The following is a 16,823-nucleotide window of genomic DNA, read 5'->3' on the forward strand; positions in this document are numbered from 1 at the left end:
CAGCATCGATCCGGCCATCACCGGGGAGCTCGCGGAAGAACAGGCCTCGGCCCCAGTAGAACCGCGCGGGGCAGGCCCGTCACAGCCGCAGTGAGAGTGGTGGCGTCCCGTCGGCGCCGCAACGCGGGGTGGTACCGCGGCCGCATGGTCGTCCTCGCAGTCCCATATCGGAGCTGCTGGAGAGACATGACCTACCCCAAGTCCTCGTTCGGACCCGCCGCCGACGCCGTCACGCCGAGCCCGCGCTTCCCCGACATCGAGCGCGAGATCCTCGACTTCTGGGCGCAGGACGACACCTTCCGTGCGTCGATCGCGCAGCGGGACGGCTCCGAGGAGTGGGTGTTCTACGACGGCCCGCCGTTCGCCAACGGCCTGCCGCACTACGGCCACCTGCTGACCGGCTATGCCAAGGACCTCTTCCCGCGCTTCCAGACCATGCGCGGCAAGAAGGTCGACCGCGTGTTCGGATGGGACACGCACGGCCTCCCGGCCGAGCTCGAGGCGATGAAGCAGCTCGGGATCACCGAGAAGAGCGAGATCGAGGAGATGGGCATCGCCGCGTTCAACGGCAAGGCCCGCGAGTCGGTGCTCGCCTACACGCGCGAGTGGCAGGACTACGTCACGCGCCAGGCCCGCTGGGTCGACTTCGAGAACGGGTACAAGACGCTCGACACCACGTTCATGGAGAGCGTGCTGTGGGCGTTCAAGACGCTCCACGACCGCGGACTCGCGTACGAGGGCTACCGCGTGCTCCCGTACTGCTGGCGCGACCAGACCCCGCTGTCCAACCACGAGCTGCGGATGGACGACGACGTCTACAAGAACCGCCAGGATCCGTCGGTGACGGTGAGCTTCCCGCTGGTCGGCGAGAAGGCCGCGGCGCTCGGCGTCGAGGGCGTGCGGGCGCTCGCCTGGACGACCACGCCCTGGACCCTGCCCACGAACATGTCGCTCGCGGTCGGCCCGCAGATCGTCTACGCGGTCGTCCCGGTCGGCCCGAACGGGCTGAAGGAGGGCGCGCAGGGGGACGAGTTCCTGCTCGCCGAGGACCTCCTGGGCGGCTACGCCAAGGACCTCGGCTACGAGTCGGCGGACGACGCGAAGGCCGCCGTCCGCGTGCGCGTCACGGGCGAGGACCTGCGCGACGTGCGCTTCGAGCGGCTGTTCGACTACTTCGCCGACACCGAGAAGTGGGGCACGCAGAACGCGTGGCGCATCCTCGTCGACGACTACGTCACGACCGGCGACGGCACCGGCATCGTCCACCAGGCCCCGGCCTACGGTGAGGACGACAAGCGCCTGAACGACGCCGCCGGCATCCCGACCATCGTGTCGCTCGGCGACGACGGCCGGTTCCTCGACATGGTGACCGACGTGGCGGGCGAGCTGTGGCTCGACGCGAACATGAAGCTCGTGCGCCTGCTGCGCGAGCACGGTCGCCTGCTGCGCCTGCAGTCCTACGAGCACTCGTACCCGCACTGCTGGCGCTGCCGGAACCCCCTGATCTACAAGGCCGTGTCGAGCTGGTTCGTGCGCGTCACGGAGTTCAAGGACCGTCTGCTCGAGCTGAACGAGCAGATCACGTGGGCGCCCGAGAACGTCAAGCACGGCCAGTTCGGCAAGTGGCTCGAGGGCGCGCGCGACTGGTCGATCAGCCGCAACCGGTTCTGGGGATCGCCGATCCCGGTGTGGAAGTCGGACGACCCGAACCACCCGCGCGTCGACGTGTACGGCTCGCTCGAGGAGCTCGAGCGCGACTTCGGCGCGCTGCCCCGCAACGAGCAGGGCGAGGTCGACCTGCACCGTCCGTACATCGACGACCTGACGCGCCCGAACCCCGACGACCCGACCGGCAAGAGCACGATGCGCCGCATCGAGGACGTCTTCGACGTCTGGTTCGACTCGGGCTCCATGCCGTTCGCGCAGGTGCACTACCCGTTCGAGAACCGCGACTGGTTCGACACGCACGCGCCCGCCGACTTCATCGTCGAGTACATCGGGCAGACGCGCGGCTGGTTCTACGTGATGCACGTGCTGTCGGGCGCGCTGTTCGACCGCCCGGCCTTCACGGGCGTCTCGTGCCACGGCATCGTGCTGGGCAACGACGGGCAGAAGATGTCCAAGTCGCTGCGCAACTACCCGGATGTCAGCGAGGTGTTCGAACGCGACGGCTCCGACGCCATGCGCTGGTTCCTGATGTCGTCGAGCGTGCTGCGCGGCGGCAACCTCATCGTGACCGAGGAGGGCATCCGCTCGGGCGTGCGCGAGTTCCTGCTGCCGCTGTGGAACTCGTGGTACTTCTTCTCGACCTATGCCAACGCGGCGGGCGGCCCCGACGGCGCCGGCTACGAGGCCACGTGGCGCACGGACTCGACGGATGTGCTCGACCGGTACATCCTGGCGCTCACGGGCGACCTGATCCGGGACGTGGCCGCCGACCTCGAGCAGCTGGACTCCACGACCGCGGCCGCGCGCCTGCGCGACTTCGCGGAGGTGCTGACCAACTGGTACATCCGCCGCTCGCGCGACCGGTTCTGGACGGGCGTGACGGAGGATCCGCGGTCCCGCGAGGCATTCGACACGCTGTACACGGTGCTCGAGACCGTCACGCGCGTCGCGGCGCCCCTCGTGCCGCTGATCGCGGAGCGGGTGTGGCAGGGCCTCACGGGCGGTCGCAGCGTGCACCTGACCGACTGGCCGGATGCCGCCGCCTTCGCCGACGCGGCGGACATCCGCGAGGCCATGGACGCCGTGCGCGAGGCCTCCAGCGTCGCGAACGCGCTGCGCAAGAAGGAGGGCCTGCGGGTGCGCCTTCCGCTCGCGAAGCTCACCGTCGTGACGGCGCACGCGGGCGCGCTGTCGCAGTTCGAGGACATCCTGCGCGACGAGCTGAACGTCAAGGCCGTCGAGCTGGTCGAGCTGGGCGAGGGCACCGCCGCCGAGTACGGCATCTCCCACCGCCTGACGATCAACGCGCGCGTGGCCGGACCGCGCCTGGGCAAGCAGGTGCAGCAGGCGATCCGCGCCGCGAAGGACGGCTTCTGGACCGAGCAGGACGGCGTTGTGACGGTCGACGGCCTGGCGCTCGAGCCGGGGGAGTACGAGCTGGTGCTCGAGACGACCGGCCGCCCGGAGGGCGAGGCGCTCGCGCTGCTGCCGGGCGGGGGCTTCGTGCTCCTCGACACGACCACGACCCCCGAGCTCGAGGCCGAGGGGCTGGCGCGCGACGTCATCCGCGCCGTGCAGGACACGCGCAAGGCCGCCGGCTTCGACGTCAGCGACCGCATCCGCCTGACGCTCGCGTTCGCGCACGCGGACGACGCCGCGGCGGTGGAGAGCGCGTTCGACGTGGCCGACATCGCCGGGGAGACCCTGGCCGTCGAGCACGCCCTCGTCAGCGGCTCGGACGCGGGCGAGGCCGAGCACTCGGCCGTGATCGGCAAGGGCACCTACGCCAACGCGGGCGACTTCGTCGTCGCGGTGAGCCGGATCGGAGCGGGACAGTGAGCGACGCAGACGACATCGTCGAGGGCACGCCGGAGGACCGGCGCCGCGCCGACGCCGTGTACGAGGCGCTGCTGCAGCGCGCCGGCGAGCGCTGGGTGCAGCCGCGCGTGGAGCGCACGCGGCGCGTGCTCGAGCTGCTGGACGACCCGCAGCGCACGTACCGCGTGATCCACGTCACGGGCACGAACGGCAAGACGTCGACGAGCCGGATCATCGAGAGCCTGGTCCGCGCGCACGGGCTGCGCACGGGGCTGTTCACGAGCCCGCACCTTGAGCGGTTCACGGAGCGGATCCTGATCGACGGCCGCCCGATCGCGGATGCGGCGGTCGCGGACGCGTGGGACGAGATCGAGCCGTTCGTCGACATCGTCGACGCGGAGCTCGAGGCGGGCGGCGAGGAGCCGCTGACGTTCTTCGAGCTGCTCACCGTCCTCGCATTCGTCGCCTGCGCCGACGCGCCGATCGACGTGCTCGTGCTCGAGGTCGGCATGGGCGGCGCCTGGGATTCGACCAACACGGCCGACGGCGACGTCGCGGTCTTCGCGCCGATCGACCTGGATCACGCCGACCGCCTCGGCGACACGATCGCCGAGATCGCGACCGTCAAGGCGGGGATCATCAAGGACGGCGCGCGCGTCGTCTCGGCCCGCCAGGCGCCCGATGCCGAGCGCGTGCTGCGCCGTGTGGCGGCCGAGAAGGGCGCCGAGATCGCGTTCGAGGGCGCGGAGTTCGCCCTCACGGACGACCGGCTCGCGGTGGGCGGCCAGCTCATCACGGTGAAGGGCCTGGCGGGGGAGTACCCCGAGGAGTACCTGCCGCTGTACGGCCGCCACCAGGGGGCCAACGCGGCGCTCGCGATCGCCGCGGTCGAGTCGCTCATCGGCGACGCGTCGCAGCCGATCGCCGGCGAGGTCCTCACGGAGGGGCTCGCGGAGGCGACCTCCCCCGGCCGCCTGCAGCTCGTGGGCGTCGAGCCGACCGTGGTCGTGGACGCCGCGCACAACCCGCACGGCGCCGCCGCGCTCGCGACCGCGCTGCGCGAGGCGTTCGACTTCGACGAATGGGGCCTCGTGCTGGGCGTGCTCGGCGACAAGGACGCGATCGGCATCCTGCGCGAGCTCGCGCCCATCGCCGCGCACGTGTTCGTCACGGCGCCCGACTCCGACCGCGCGACGGACCCCGACGGGCTCGCCGACCTGGCGGAGAGCGCCGGCCTGCGCGTGACCGTGCACCCGAACCTGCCCGAGGCGGCCGACGCCGCGCGCGAATGGGCCGCCTCGGCGGAGCGCCGCGCGGTCGCAATCGCCGGATCCGTGGTGCTGGCGGGTGAGGCCCTCACGCTGTCCGAGGCCGAGGACTGGAAGTCCGGATGGCGGAGCTGACCCCCGAGGGCGCGCCGCGCCGCGCGCCGCGCTACCGGTCGCTCCCCGAGAAGCTCGGCCAGGTCGTGCTGGGCTTCGAGGCGATCGTCGTTTTCCTCGCCGGCCTGGTGATCTACGGCCTGCGCGCGCTGCCCGAGGGCGTCGCCCCGTGGTGGGGCATCGTCGCCGGCGTGGTCGTGGCCGTGGCGATGCTGCTCACGACGGGGCTGCTGCGGCACTCGTGGGGCTTCGGCATCGGATGGGCCCTGCAGGCGGTGGTCGCTCTCGGCGCGTTCGCCGTGCCGGCCATCCTGGTCGTCGCGCTCGTCTTCGGCGGCATGTGGGCGTATGCGACGATCGGAGGGGCACGGATCGAGCAGCGAGTGATCGAGCAGCGTGTCCAGAGCGAACGAGACAGCAAGGGATAAGACATGGCCACCGAAGAGACCCTCGTCCTGATCAAGCCGGACGGCGTCGCGCGCGGACTGACCGGAGCGATCCTCGCCCGCATCGAGGCGAAGGGCTACTCGCTCGTCGACATCCGCCTCGTCGAGCCCAGCCGCGACCTGCTCGCGCAGCACTACGCCGAGCACGAGGGCAAGCCGTTCTACGAGCCGCTCCTCGAGTTCATGATGTCGGGCCCGGCCGTCGCGATCCGCGTCGCCGGCAACCGCGTGATCGAGGGCTTCCGCTCGCTCGCCGGCACGACCGACCCCACCACCGCGGCGCCCGGCACCATCCGCGGCGACTTCGGCCGCGACTGGGGGGTCGCCGTGCAGCAGAACCTCGTGCACGGCTCGGACTCGCCCGAGTCCGCGCAGCGCGAGCTCGGCATCTGGTTCCCCTGAGCCCCGGCATCGGAACGGCCCCGGAGCGATCCGGGGCCGTTCCGCGTCTCAGAACAGGGCGTCCAGCACCTCGAGCCGCAGCTCGGCCAGCACCGCGATCGCCGCATAGCTGAGCACGGCCATCAGCGGCAGCCAGCCCATCAGCCGGTCCGCCGCGGCGCGCATGCGCGCGGGTGCCGGGAGGGCGCCGATTCGCACCGCGTGCAGCAGCACCGCGTAGAAGGACGGGATGGTCACGACCCAGGTCACCATGCACCACGGGCACAGCGTGCCGAGCACGTACACGCTCTGACCGATCAGCCACACGACGAAGCCGAACGCGGACGCCATCCCGAGCAGGAACACGGCCCAGAACCACCGGGCGAAACGCGCCCCGGCCAGGATCGCCGCGCCGACGACGACCGGGGCGATCCATCCGGCCAGGCCGAGGATCGGGTTCGGGAAGCCGAAGACCGCTCCCTGCCAGGACTCCAGGTTGCGCCCGCACTGCACGAGCGGGCTGAAGTCGCACGACGCGGACGCGCCCGGGTTCTCGAGGAGGTGCAGGCGCTCCATCGTGAGCGAGAAGGCGGCCCACCATCCGACGGCGCCCGCGATCACGAGCCAGACGGCGAGGGCCACGGGACGGTTTCGCGGTGCGGTCATCGGCTCATTCTCACCCCGCCGGGCTGTGGGGCCGCCGACACGAGGCGCGGCCGGCGCCGCCGAATGCGCGATCCGGGCCCGTGGTGCGATAATGACTCCTGACGCACACCGCGGCCGCGCCGCGACCCGCGTCGAATGAAGACTTCGGGGCAAGGGATGCTCCGCGCGACCAGAGCCGAGAGCCGGTCGCAGGCCGAGTGAGAGTTCGCGGGGCCGCCCAGGGGCGGCGCCGCCAGAGATTTCCGGGCGACGCGCGGATGTCCGCCCGCAGGGAGTACGCCAGCGATGGCTGAACAGAACAATGAGCACAGCGACGACAGCACCTTCGACGAGCCCTCGAGCGCGATAGCGCCCGAGACGGCCGCGGAGGCCCCCGAGGCGGAGCCGGCCGAGCAGACGCCCACCGAGGAGACGCCCGCCGAGCAGGAGCAGCCGGCTGAGCAGCCCGCCGATGCGGAGGCGCCCGCCGAGCCGGAGGCGGCCGAGCAGCCTGCCGAGCAGGCCGCGCCCGCAGCCGAGGACGCCCCCGCCGATGAGCCCGCGGCGGAGCCGGCCCGCGCTGAGGACACCGCGCCCGAGGAGACCGCGCCCGCGCCCGAGGAGCCGGCCGAGCCGGAGCTCCCGACCGCCGTCAGCCTGGGCCTCCTGCCCGAGAACTTCGTGTCGCAGGTGTCGACCGCGCTGCACTTCCACGCACCCGACGTCCAGCCGCTTCCCGCGCTGCCGGAGCCGGAGGAGCCCGCCCTGAGCGGCCGCTCCTCGCGTCGCCGTCGCCGTCGCGGCGGCGGGGACGCCGGCGAGGAGCAGCAGCAGGCCGAGCCGCGCGCGGAGGAGCCGCGTCGTCGCCAGCGCGTGGTCGAGGTCATCACCGAGCCGCAGCGCATCAAGGGCTCCACGCGCCTGGAGGCCAAGAAGCAGCGCCGTCGTGACGGACGCGAGGCGGGCCGCCGTCGCCCCGTCGTGACCGAGGCGGAGTTCCTGGCCCGCCGCGAGGCCGTCGACCGCCAGATGATCGTCCGCTCCAAGAACGGCCGCGTGCAGATCGCGGTGCTCGAGGACAACGTGCTCGTCGAGCACTACGTCGCCCGCAGTCAGGACGCGTCGCTGATCGGCAACGTGTACCTCGGTCGCGTCCAGAACGTCCTGCCCAGCATGGAGGCCGCGTTCGTCGACATCGGCCGCGGTCGCAACGCCGTGCTGTACTCGGGCGAGGTGGACTGGGACTCGGTCGAGACCGGCAACCAGCCGCGCCGCATCGAGCTCGCGCTCAAGCCGGGCGACAAGGTGCTCGTCCAGGTCACCAAGGACCCCGTGGGCCACAAGGGTGCGCGTCTGACCAGCCAGATCTCCCTGCCCGGCCGCTACCTCGTCTACGTGCCCGGCGGCGCCATGAACGGCATCTCGCGCAAGCTGCCCGACACCGAGCGCGCGCGCCTGAAGAAGATCCTCAAGGAGGTGCTTCCCGAGTCGTCCGGCGTGATCGTGCGCACGGCCGCCGAGGGCGCCACGGAGGAGCAGCTGACGCGCGACGTGAACCGCCTCACGTCGCAGTGGGCCCACATCAACGCCATGGTCGAGAAGGGCAACGCGCCCAGCCTGCTTCACAGCGAGCCCGACCTGCTGGTCAAGATCGTCCGGGACGTCTTCAACGAGGACTTCTCGAAGATGCTGATCCAGGGCGACGACGCGCAGCAGACCATCACGAGCTACCTCGAGGGCGTGGCCCCCGACCTGCTCGACCGCATCGAGAAGTACGAGGGCGACCGCGACCCGTTCGACGCGTTCCGCATCACGGAGCAGATCGAGAAGGCCCTCGACCGCAAGGTCTGGCTGCCCTCCGGCGGCTCGCTCGTGATCGACCGCACCGAGGCCATGACCGTGGTCGACGTCAACACCGGCAAGTTCGTCGGATCGGGCGGCAACCTCGAGGAGACGGTCACCAAGAACAACCTCGAGGCCGCCGAGGAGATCGTCCGCCAGCTGCGCCTGCGCGACATCGGCGGCATCATCGTGGTCGACTTCATCGACATGGTGCTCGAGTCCAACCGCGACCTCGTGCTGCGCCGCCTGGTGGAGTGCCTGAGCCGCGACCGCACGAAGCACCAGGTCGCCGAGGTCACGTCGCTCGGCCTCGTGCAGATGACGCGCAAGAAGCTCGGCCTGGGCCTGCTTGAGACGTTCAGCGAGCCCTGCGAGGTGTGCGCGGGCCGCGGTGTCATCGTGCACCACGACCCGGTCGTCAAGCACCGCCCGGCCGGCGGCAACGGCGGCAGCGGGGGTGGATCCGGCTCGGGTCGGCGCTCGCGCGGCGGCAGCGGCTCGTCCGGCGGGGGCTCCGCGGCCTCCCAGGGCGGCGGCAGCCCGGCCGCGAGCAACGGCGGCACGCACGTCATCACCGAGGGCGTGAAGTCGGCGCTCGCGCAGATCGCCGCCTCGACGATCGCCCACCCGCCCGAGAAGGCCGAGCCGCAGCAGCCTCAGATCCAGATCGAGCTTCCCGAGGGGCCGCGCACTCCCGCCGCGCCCGAGGGCCAGCCCGACCGCCCGAAGAAGTCGCGCCGCAAGCGCGGCGGCGGCGAGGCCCCCGCGGCGCCGAAGACCGAGACCGAGCAGCTGCTCGACTCGGTGCTGAACGCGCTGCCCGAGCCGAAGGCGCCCGGACAGGGGCGCAGCCGCAGCCGCCGGGTCACGACCGCCGCCCTCACCGGCACGGCCGTCTCGGTCACGCCGGTGCAGGTCACCGAGGACTGACTCCCAGGTCATCCGTTCGCCGCCCGTGGGTCCGCCCGCGGGCGGCGAACCGCGTTCCGGGCCGCGCCGGGTTAGAGTCCGCGGCGCTCGCGCGCGGTGACGCGCAGGCCCGAGGCGATCAGCGCGCGCACGAGGTGCTTGCCGTCGACGTGGCGGGCGCCGCCGGCGACCAGCCGCGGGATCATGTCGGCGGGCACGTCGTAGTGGTCCCGGTCGAACGCCCGCGCGGGCACGTCGTGCGCGGCCGCGAAGGCGTGGAGCTCCTCGAGGTCGGCGTCGCTGACGAGGTGCGCCCACAGCCGGCCGTGCGCCGGCCAGATCGGGTCGTCGACGAGAATGGCCACGCGGTCGAGCCTAATGACCGGCTGCGGCGCAGGGCGCGGGAACGGCGGCGACGCGCCGGTCGCGTGCTTTTGCCGGATGCGTCCGGAATCGGGTAGAGTAGACCTTTGGTGCGTCCCCTGTGTCGCGCGCCCTCGACGGCGGCGCGGCGAAAGTCTTGCAGACGCCCCCCGCGGCCAGCGGCAGCAAGCGAAGTCTTTCCGTGAGATCCGGAAGCCCCGGGGCTTCCCCAATGAAAACAAGGTGTGAAGTGGTTTACGCAGTTGTGCGCGCCGGCGGCCGGCAGGAGAAGGTCGAGGTCGGCACCATCGTTCAGCTCGACCGTGTGCAGGCTGCCGCGGGCGAGACCATCGAGCTGCCCGCCGTGCTCTACGTCGACGGCGACACCGTGACGACCGACGCCGAGAAGCTCGCCAAGGTCAAGGTCACCGCCGAGGTCGTCGGCAACCTGCGCGGCCCGAAGATCGTCATCCAGAAGTTCAAGAACAAGACCGGCTACAAGAAGCGCCAGGGCCACCGTCAGGACCTCACGCGCGTCAAGATCACCGGCATCAAGTAAGCGCGGAGGGTTCACCGAAATGGCACACAAAAAGGGCGCAAGCTCCACTCGTAACGGTCGCGACTCCAACGCCCAGCGACTGGGCGTGAAGCGCTTCGGCGGCCAGGTCGTCAGCGCGGGCGAGATCCTCGTCCGTCAGCGCGGCACGCACTTCCACCCCGGCGCGAACGTCGGCCGCGGTGGCGACGACACGCTCTTCGCCCTCGCCGCCGGTGCGGTCGAGTTCGGCAACAAGGGCGGCCGCAAGGTCGTCAACATCGTCGCCGGCGAGTAACACTCCCGGTGGGCTTCACGGACGGGGCGGGCTTCGGCCCGCCCCGTCCTGTCATTTCCCGGATGCCCGGCATCCACATCCAGAAGAGCGGTAGGGATCATGGTCACGTTCGTCGATGAGGTGACGCTTCATCTGCGTGCCGGCAAGGGCGGCAACGGCTGCGTCTCGGTGCACCGCGAGAAGTTCAAGCCGCTCGGGGGCCCGGACGGCGGCAACGGCGGCAACGGCGGCGACATCGTGCTGGTCGCCGACCCGCAGACCACCACGCTGCTGAGCTACCACCACTCGCCCCACCGCTCCGCCGGCAACGGCGGCTTCGGCATGGGCGACCACCGCTCGGGCGCCGTCGGCGAGACCCTCGAGCTGCCCGTCCCCGTCGGCACCGTGGTGAAGGACCCCTCCGGCGAGGTGCTCGCCGACATGATCGAGCCCGGCATGCGCTTCGTCGCCGCGCCGGGCGGACGCGGCGGCCTCGGCAACGCCGCTCTCGCTTCGCCCAAGCGCAAGGCGCCCGGCTTCGCGCTGCTCGGCACCCCCGGCTGGGAGGGCGACGTCGTCCTCGAGCTCAAGACCGTCGCGGATGTGGCCCTCGTAGGCTTCCCGTCGGCCGGCAAGTCGAGCCTGATCGCGGCGATCTCGGCCGCGCGGCCCAAGATCGCGGACTACCCGTTCACGACCCTGCACCCCAACCTGGGCGTCGTGCAGGCCGGCGACGTGCGCTTCACGGTGGCCGACGTGCCCGGCCTGATCGAGGGCGCCAGCGAGGGGCGGGGCCTCGGCCTCGAGTTCCTCCGCCACGTGGAGCGCTGCACCGCGCTCGTGCACGTGCTCGACTGCGCCACGCTCGAGCCCGGCCGCGACCCGCTCAGCGACCTCGAGGTCATCCGCGCCGAGCTCGGCGCCTACCCCGTTCCCGAGGGTCAGGTGCCCCTTCTCGAGCGCCCGCAGATCGTCGTGCTGAACAAGATCGACGTGCCCGAGGCCGAGGAGCTCGCGTCGTTCGTGCGCCCCGACCTCGAGGCGCTCGGCTACCGCGTGTTCGAGATCTCGACCGTCGCCCGCCGCGGCCTCCGCGAGCTGACCTTCGCGCTCGGCGAGATCATCGAGGAGCACCGCAGGACGCAGCCGGTCGCCGCCCCCAAGGAGCGCATCATCATCCGCCCCAAGGGCTCCGAGAAGGAGTTCAGCGTGCGCGTCGAGGGCGGCACGTACGGCCCGGTGTACCGCATCCTGGGCGAGAAGCCCGTCCGGTGGGTGCAGCAGACCGACTTCCAGAACGAGGAGGCCGTGGGCTTCCTGGCGGACCGGCTGGAGAAGCTGGGCGTCGAGGACGAGCTGTTCCGCGCCGGTGCCGTTCCCGGATCGACCGTGGTGATCGGCGAGGGCGAGTCGATCGTCTTCGACTGGGAGCCGTCGATCAGCTCTGCCGGCGAGCTCATCCAGGCACCGCGCGGCACCGATCCGCGCCTGCTGCAGGACACGCGCCGCACGAACGTCGAGCGCCGCGCGAAGTACCGCGAGCGGATGGACGCCCGCGCGGCCGCCCGGGCCGAGGCCGAGGAGCTGCGTCGATCGCGTCGGGAGGACGTCGAGGAGGACGAGCTGCTGTGACCGCGCGCGACCGATCCGAGCTCGCCACCGCGCAGCGCATCGTCGTCAAGGTCGGCTCGTCGTCGATCAGCGGCGAGTCCTCGTGGCGCATCCCGATGCTCGTCAAGGCGCTCGCCGACGCGCACCGGCGCGGCGCCGAGGTGCTGCTGGTCTCGTCCGGCGCCATCGCGACGGGCATGCCGTTCCTGAACCTCGAGACGCGCCCCACCGACCTCGCCACGCAGCAGGCCGCCGCGGCCGTGGGGCAGAACGTGCTCGTGTTCCGGTACCAGGAGGCGCTGCGCCCGTTCGGCATCGTCGCGGGCCAGGTGCTGCTGACCGCGGGCGACTTCGACAACCACACGCACCGCAGCAACGCGCAGCGCGCGATCGAGCGCCTGCTCGGGCTGCGCATCCTGCCCATCGTGAACGAGAACGACACGGTCGCGACGCACGAGATCCGCTTCGGCGACAACGACCGGCTCGCGGCCCTCGTGGCGCAGCTCGTGGAGGCCGACGCCCTCGTGCTGCTCAGCGACATCGCCTCGCTGTACACGCGTCCGCCGAGCGAGCCCGGCGCCGAGCCGCTCGACGTGATCGCGCACGACGCGGACCTCAGCGATCTCGAGTTCGGATCCACGGTCGTCAACAGCGTCGGCACCGGGGGAGCGGCGACCAAGGTGTCGGCCGCGCGTCTCGCCGCGAGCGCCGGGATCGGCGTGCTCGTCACGAGCGCCGACCTCGTCTCCGAGGCGCTGTCGGGCGGCCCGGTCGGCACGTGGTTCGAGCCCTCGCCGTCCCCGACCGTGCGGCCGCTCGGTACACTCGCGGAATAGCCCCACCGCGTCTTCCGACCACCCTGGAGATCCCGAAATGAGCACCGTCGACGTCCCCGAGGTCACGATCGACACCCCCCAGGACCGGCTGCGTCTCGCGAAGGACGCCGCCCGCGTCACCGCGCGCCTGACGAGCGGTCAGAAGGCCGATGCGCTCCACGCGATCGCCGACGCCCTCCTCGCGCACGCGGACGAGATCAACGCCGCGAACGCGGACGACCTCGCCCGCGGAGAGCGCGACGGGATCGGCGCGGGGCTGCTGGACCGGCTGCGCCTCGACTCGGCGCGCGTGGAGGGCCTCGCGTCCGCGGTGCGCGACATCGCCGCGCTGCCGGATCCGGTCGGCCAGGTCGTGCGCGGGCACCGGATGCCCAACGGCGTGAACCTCGAGCAGGTCCGCGTGCCGTTCGGCGTGGTGGGCGCCATCTACGAGGCCCGGCCCAACGTGACGGTCGACATCGCCGCCCTGGCCCTGCGGTCGGGCAACGCGGTCGTGCTGCGCGGCGGCAGCGCCGCGGCGTCCTCCAACGCCGTGCTCGTCTCCGTGATGCGGGACGCGCTCGAGCAGCAGGGGATCGCGCCCGACGCCATCCAGACGGTCGATCCCTTCGGGCGCGACGGCGCCAAGGCGCTCATGCACGGTCGCGGCTTCATCGACGTGCTCGTTCCGCGCGGCAGCGCGGGACTCATCGAGGCGGTCGTGACGGAGTCGACCGTCCCGGTGATCGAGACCGGCGCGGGCAACGTCCACATCGTGCTGGACGAGAGCGCGCCCGACGAGTGGGCGCGCGACATCGTCGTGAACGCCAAGGTGCAGCGTCCCAGCGTGTGCAACGCGGTCGAGACGGTCCTCGTGGTCCGCGGCGCGGCGGAGCGCCTCGTGCCGCAGGTCGCGTCGGCGCTGCAGGAGCGCGGCGTGACCGTGCACGGCGACGACGACGTGCAGCGGCTGGCACCGGGCGCCGTGGCGGCGACCGAGGAGGACTGGGCGACCGAGTACGGCACGCTCGATGTCGCCTTCGGCGTCGTCGACAGCCTCGACGACGCGATCGCGCACATCCGCCGATACTCGACGGGTCACACCGAGTCGATCATCACGACCGACATGCGCAACGCCGAGCGCTTCCTGGCCGAGGTCGACTCGGCCGTCGTGCTCGTGAACGCGTCGACCCGCTTCACGGACGGCGGGGAGTTCGGCTTCGGCGCCGAGGTCGGCATCTCGACGCAGAAGCTCCACGCGCGCGGCCCGATGGGCCTTCCGGAGCTGACCAGCACGAAGTGGCTCGGCCGTGGCGCCGGGCAGGTGCGCGCCTGAGCGATAAGCTGTAACGACACGATCCACGACGCGTGTCACAACCCGAACGGAGCACGAATGGACTTCGCCGCAGCGCTTGCGGTCGCCGCCGCTGAGACCGAACATCACGGCAACCCGATGCTGACGACCCTGCCCTTCGGGATCACCGCGGCGGTCGTGTTCGCGCTCCTGGCGATCGTCACGGCGTCGTATCGGAACGTGTCCAACCGTCACGCCCACAAGGTCGAGGCGCACGTCGAGCACGAGACGGGTCACGGCCACTAGGTCGTCCGGGTGACGGTGCAGCCGAGGCCTCCGCGGATCGGGGTGATGGGCGGGACGTTCGATCCCATCCACCATGGTCACCTCGTGGCCGCGAGCGAGGTCGCGCAGTCCTTCGACCTCGACGAGGTCGTCTTCGTGCCGACGGGTCACCCGTGGCAGAAGGAGGACGTCTCGCCGGCCGAGAGCCGGTACGAGATGACCGTGATCGCGACCGCCTCGAACCCCCGGTTCACCGTCAGCCGCGTGGACGTCGACCGCGACGGCCCCACCTACACGGTCGACACGCTGCGCGACCTCAAGGCGCAGCGGCCGGACGCCGAGCTCTTCTTCATCACGGGCGCGGACGCCGTGGCGCAGATTCTCAGCTGGAGAGACCACGATGAGCTGTGGGATCTCGCCCATTTCGTCGCGGTCTCGCGTCCGGGGCACATCCTGGACATCGAGGGACTGCCGAGCACCGACGTGAGCCAGCTGGAGATCCCCGCGCTGGCGATCTCGTCGACCGACTGCCGCGACCGAGTGCGCCGCGGATTCCCCGTCTGGTACCTCGTGCCCGACGGCGTCGTGCAGTACATCGCGAAGCATCATCTGTATCGGAGCAAGGCATGAGCACACCGGACCAGCCTTCGCAGCCGCTCACTCGTCGCAGGCTGCGCGAGTTGAAGATGACCGGACAGACCCCGGTGATCACCCCCGAGGACATCGCGCGCGCCGCGGTGCAGCCGGAGCCCGAGGCTCCGGTCGCCGAGACCGCGCCCGCCGCCGAGGCTCCCGAGACCGCGGAGACGCCCGAGGCGGAGCCCGCGGACGCAGACAAGCCCTTCGCCCTGCCGGAGACGTCCGTCGAGTACCCGGTGCTCGCCGCCCAGGCGGACGAGCCCGTGGACCGGCCCGAGACCGCCAAGGCCGAGGAGGCCGCCGCGTTCGAGCGCGCCGCGCAGGAGTCGACCGCGCCGGGCACGGGCGGGCGGCCGCTCACGCGGCGGGAGATCCGCGAGCAGGAGCGCCTCCGCACCGCACAGCTCCAGGTCGTGCTGCCGCCCGTCGAGGGCGTGCCGGCCATCCCCGTGCAGGGACCCGAGGAGCGGCCCGCCGAGGACGCGACCCCCGAGCCCGAGGGTGCGGAAGCGCAGGAGGCGCAGCTCGCCGCGATCGAGACCGTCGTCGTCGGTGAGAACGAGACCTCCGTGGTGTACGAGGTCGTCGAGGTCCCGTTCGCCGACGAGCCGCGCGGCGACGGCGAGGTCACGCAGGACGAAGAGCCGGCCACCGCGGACGAGGTCCACGAGCTCGTCTACGAGGAAGAGGCTGACGAGCAGGATCGAGCCGAGGACCCGGACGGCGGCGACGTCGAGGCGGCCGAGCCGGCGCACCGGGCGGACGAGGAGTTCGCCGACCGCGCGGTCGAGACCGTGTTCGTCGTCGAGGACGCGCCGACCGGGGAGGTCCGCGCCGCCGAGGAGAAGCAGCAGGGGGCCGCGCCGACGTTCGGCCAGCGGCTGTTCGCTCCCGAGCCCCGTGAGGACCAGCCGGAGTCGTTCGAGCAGATCCTCACGCACGCGGCCGACTCGAGCGGCTCGTCCACGGCCGGCAGCACCCTCATCCTGGCATCCGACCCGAGCACGATCCCGCTCTCGGCGCCGATCACGGCGACCGGCGAGCTGATCGTCACGAGCTCGCACACGCTGCCCGAGGGCTTCGGCTCGCGCGGTCACGCGCAGGGCGCGCAGGACGGCAAGGAAGTGGATGTCGTGCTTCTCGACGGCGAGCTCCCGCTCGCGTCGTCGCCGATGCCGCTCTCCGCGAGTGACGCGGTGAGCACATCGAAGAGCCCGTCGGAGGTGATCCGCCCGCCGGCACCGGAGAAGACCCACCGCCTGACTCTGCTGCTCGGCATCACGGCGGGCGTCCTGGGCATCGCACTCACCGGCGTGGTGGTCGCCGCCTTCACGACGGGAGTTCTGGGCTGATGGCCTCTGCCGAATCGATCGACATGCTGAAGATCGCCGCGGACGCGGCGTCGTCGAAGGGCGGCGAGGACCTCGTCGCCCTCGACGTGTCGGAGCCGCTGCCGCTGGTGGACGTGTTCCTCCTCGTCACCGGCCGCAGCGAGCGCAACGTCGCCGCCATCGCGGACGAGATCGAGGACAAGCTGCACGAGGCCGGCGTCCGCCGCCTGCGCCGCGAGGGCCGCGCCGAGTCGCGCTGGGTGCTCCTCGACTTCGGCGACCTCGTCGTTCACGTGTTCCACCAGGAGGAGCGCGCCTTCTACGCGCTCGAGCGCCTGTGGAAGGACTGCCCGGTGCTGCCGGTCGAGGTCGACACGACGCGCCCGGCGGAGTGAGCCGATTTCACGTGCGCGTCGACGTGTTGTAAGCTGAATGAGTTGCCCGGGGCTTCTACCGGGCAGCATCTGGGCCTGTGGCGCAGCTGGTAGCGCACCTGCATGGCATGCAGGGGGTCAGGGGTTCGAGTCCCCTCAGGTCCACCAAGAACCCCCGGTCTTCCGGGGGTTTTTCGCATCCCCGGCC

General features: G+C 71.7%; 16 protein-coding genes and 1 tRNA gene. 15 read left to right on the forward strand and 2 right to left on the reverse strand.

Going from position 1 to position 16,823, the window contains the following annotated elements; translation table 11 throughout:
• Nucleotides 1-186: 186 nt before the first annotated feature.
• The 4 genes from ileS to ndk are packed head-to-tail and all read left to right on the forward strand — an operon-like array spanning nucleotide 187 to nucleotide 5,716.
• On the forward strand, nucleotides 187-3,507 hold the full coding sequence (gene ileS, locus B5M43_RS07930) for an isoleucine--tRNA ligase (RefSeq protein WP_134745501.1): 3,321 nt from the start codon (nucleotides 187-189) through the stop codon (nucleotides 3,505-3,507).
• Nucleotides 3,504-4,889: a folylpolyglutamate synthase/dihydrofolate synthase family protein gene (locus B5M43_RS07935; protein ID WP_230667802.1), complete on the forward strand. Its 1,386-nt coding sequence runs from the start codon at nucleotides 3,504-3,506 to the stop codon at nucleotides 4,887-4,889. Before ileS ends, B5M43_RS07935 begins: the two co-directional genes overlap by 4 nt.
• On the forward strand, nucleotides 4,877-5,296 hold the full coding sequence (locus tag B5M43_RS07940; protein WP_134745502.1) for a DUF4233 domain-containing protein: 420 nt from the start codon (nucleotides 4,877-4,879) through the stop codon (nucleotides 5,294-5,296). Before B5M43_RS07935 ends, B5M43_RS07940 begins: the two co-directional genes overlap by 13 nt.
• Before the next feature lie 3 nt (nucleotides 5,297-5,299).
• Nucleotides 5,300-5,716: a nucleoside-diphosphate kinase gene (ndk, locus tag B5M43_RS07945; RefSeq protein ID WP_055991397.1), complete on the forward strand. Its 417-nt coding sequence runs from the start codon at nucleotides 5,300-5,302 to the stop codon at nucleotides 5,714-5,716.
• 48 nt (nucleotides 5,717-5,764) lie between these two features.
• Here ndk and B5M43_RS07950 read toward each other — a convergent pair whose 3' ends face one another.
• Nucleotides 5,765-6,361 carry a vitamin K epoxide reductase family protein gene (locus tag B5M43_RS07950; protein ID WP_134745503.1) on the reverse strand — a complete coding sequence of 199 codons (597 nt, stop codon included), beginning with the start codon at nucleotides 6,359-6,361 and terminating at the stop codon, nucleotides 5,765-5,767.
• A gap of 285 nt (nucleotides 6,362-6,646) precedes the next feature.
• Between B5M43_RS07950 and B5M43_RS07955 the strand changes: the two genes are divergently transcribed.
• On the forward strand, nucleotides 6,647-9,112 hold the full coding sequence (locus B5M43_RS07955; protein ID WP_134745504.1) for an Rne/Rng family ribonuclease: 2,466 nt from the start codon (nucleotides 6,647-6,649) through the stop codon (nucleotides 9,110-9,112).
• Between the two features lie 71 nt (nucleotides 9,113-9,183).
• Here the strand turns inward: B5M43_RS07955 and B5M43_RS07960 are convergent, their stop codons facing one another.
• Nucleotides 9,184-9,456 (reverse strand): DUF4031 domain-containing protein, encoded by a 273-nt coding sequence (locus B5M43_RS07960; protein WP_055991406.1) that lies wholly within the window; start codon nucleotides 9,454-9,456, stop codon nucleotides 9,184-9,186.
• Nucleotides 9,457-9,704: 248 nt separating this feature from the next.
• Between B5M43_RS07960 and rplU the strand changes: the two genes are divergently transcribed.
• From rplU to B5M43_RS08010, 10 genes are all read left to right on the forward strand, one after another.
• Nucleotides 9,705-10,013, forward strand: a complete 309-nt coding sequence (gene rplU / locus B5M43_RS07965) for a 50S ribosomal protein L21 (RefSeq protein ID WP_055991409.1) — start codon at nucleotides 9,705-9,707, stop codon at nucleotides 10,011-10,013.
• A gap of 19 nt (nucleotides 10,014-10,032) precedes the next feature.
• On the forward strand, nucleotides 10,033-10,287 hold the full coding sequence (gene rpmA, locus B5M43_RS07970) for a 50S ribosomal protein L27 (protein WP_055991412.1): 255 nt from the start codon (nucleotides 10,033-10,035) through the stop codon (nucleotides 10,285-10,287).
• Between the two features lie 99 nt (nucleotides 10,288-10,386).
• Nucleotides 10,387-11,898, forward strand: coding sequence for a GTPase ObgE (gene obgE, locus B5M43_RS07975; RefSeq protein WP_134745505.1), 1,512 nt, complete (start codon nucleotides 10,387-10,389; stop codon nucleotides 11,896-11,898).
• Nucleotides 11,895-12,713 carry a glutamate 5-kinase gene (gene proB, locus B5M43_RS07980; protein ID WP_055991418.1) on the forward strand — a complete coding sequence of 273 codons (819 nt, stop codon included), beginning with the start codon at nucleotides 11,895-11,897 and terminating at the stop codon, nucleotides 12,711-12,713. Before obgE ends, proB begins: the two co-directional genes overlap by 4 nt.
• Before the next feature lie 37 nt (nucleotides 12,714-12,750).
• Complete coding sequence (locus B5M43_RS07985; protein WP_134745506.1) at nucleotides 12,751-14,028, forward strand: glutamate-5-semialdehyde dehydrogenase; 1,278 nt, start codon at nucleotides 12,751-12,753, stop codon at nucleotides 14,026-14,028.
• Between the two features lie 57 nt (nucleotides 14,029-14,085).
• Nucleotides 14,086-14,292, forward strand: coding sequence for a hypothetical protein (locus tag B5M43_RS07990; RefSeq protein ID WP_055991425.1), 207 nt, complete (start codon nucleotides 14,086-14,088; stop codon nucleotides 14,290-14,292).
• A gap of 9 nt (nucleotides 14,293-14,301) precedes the next feature.
• On the forward strand, nucleotides 14,302-14,901 hold the full coding sequence (gene nadD / locus B5M43_RS07995; protein ID WP_308068133.1) for a nicotinate-nucleotide adenylyltransferase: 600 nt from the start codon (nucleotides 14,302-14,304) through the stop codon (nucleotides 14,899-14,901).
• Nucleotides 14,898-16,262 carry a hypothetical protein gene (locus B5M43_RS08000; RefSeq protein WP_230667804.1) on the forward strand — a complete coding sequence of 455 codons (1,365 nt, stop codon included), beginning with the start codon at nucleotides 14,898-14,900 and terminating at the stop codon, nucleotides 16,260-16,262. The genes nadD and B5M43_RS08000 overlap by 4 nt, the downstream gene beginning before the upstream one ends.
• A complete protein-coding gene (rsfS, locus tag B5M43_RS08005; RefSeq protein ID WP_374198160.1) occupies nucleotides 16,262-16,636 on the forward strand; it encodes a ribosome silencing factor in 375 nt (124 codons plus the stop codon). The genes B5M43_RS08000 and rsfS overlap by 1 nt, the downstream gene beginning before the upstream one ends.
• Before the next feature lie 71 nt (nucleotides 16,637-16,707).
• A tRNA-Ala gene (locus B5M43_RS08010) sits at nucleotides 16,708-16,783 on the forward strand.
• Nucleotides 16,784-16,823 lie beyond the last annotated feature (40 nt).

The organism is Microbacterium sp. MEC084, assembly GCF_004514465.2.
GTDB lineage: Bacteria > Actinomycetota > Actinomycetes > Actinomycetales > Microbacteriaceae > Microbacterium.